1 pseudogene is annotated in these 346 nt (G+C 38.2%); it reads right to left on the bottom strand.

What is annotated here, in order from left to right:
- A pseudogene (locus HC176_RS18030) lies at window positions 1–346 on the bottom strand (SusC/RagA family TonB-linked outer membrane protein); the annotation flags it as partial.

Here is a 346-nt window from a genome sequence, read left to right as displayed (position 1 = left end):
CCTGGCATAGTTGTAGTTTAAAAGGGCCAGATAAGAAACGTTATACCAGTCGCTATAAGATGAGAATGCATCAAAATTAGCACTAGCTGAAGCAATATTTGTCAAACCGTCTGTAGGAAAATTTTCTCCATACGCGTACACGTAAGAATTCTGGTTTTTCTGGTATTCAAAGAGACCGGTAACATCCAGGTTATGATCTCCCAAATTAAAGGTATAATTAAGGCCTCCCTGGTAAACAAAGTTGAAATTTTGTTCAGTACTGGCATCAGTTGAACCGTTGACCGGTGCCGCATCACCTTCATATCTATTCCTGTAGTCTTTATAATCATTTAATTGGTAATCCATA

The sequence above is a fragment of the Tamlana crocina genome (assembly GCF_012037625.1).
The sequence above is the reverse complement of the archived record's forward strand: the minus strand, read 5'-3'. Positions and strand labels throughout refer to the sequence as shown.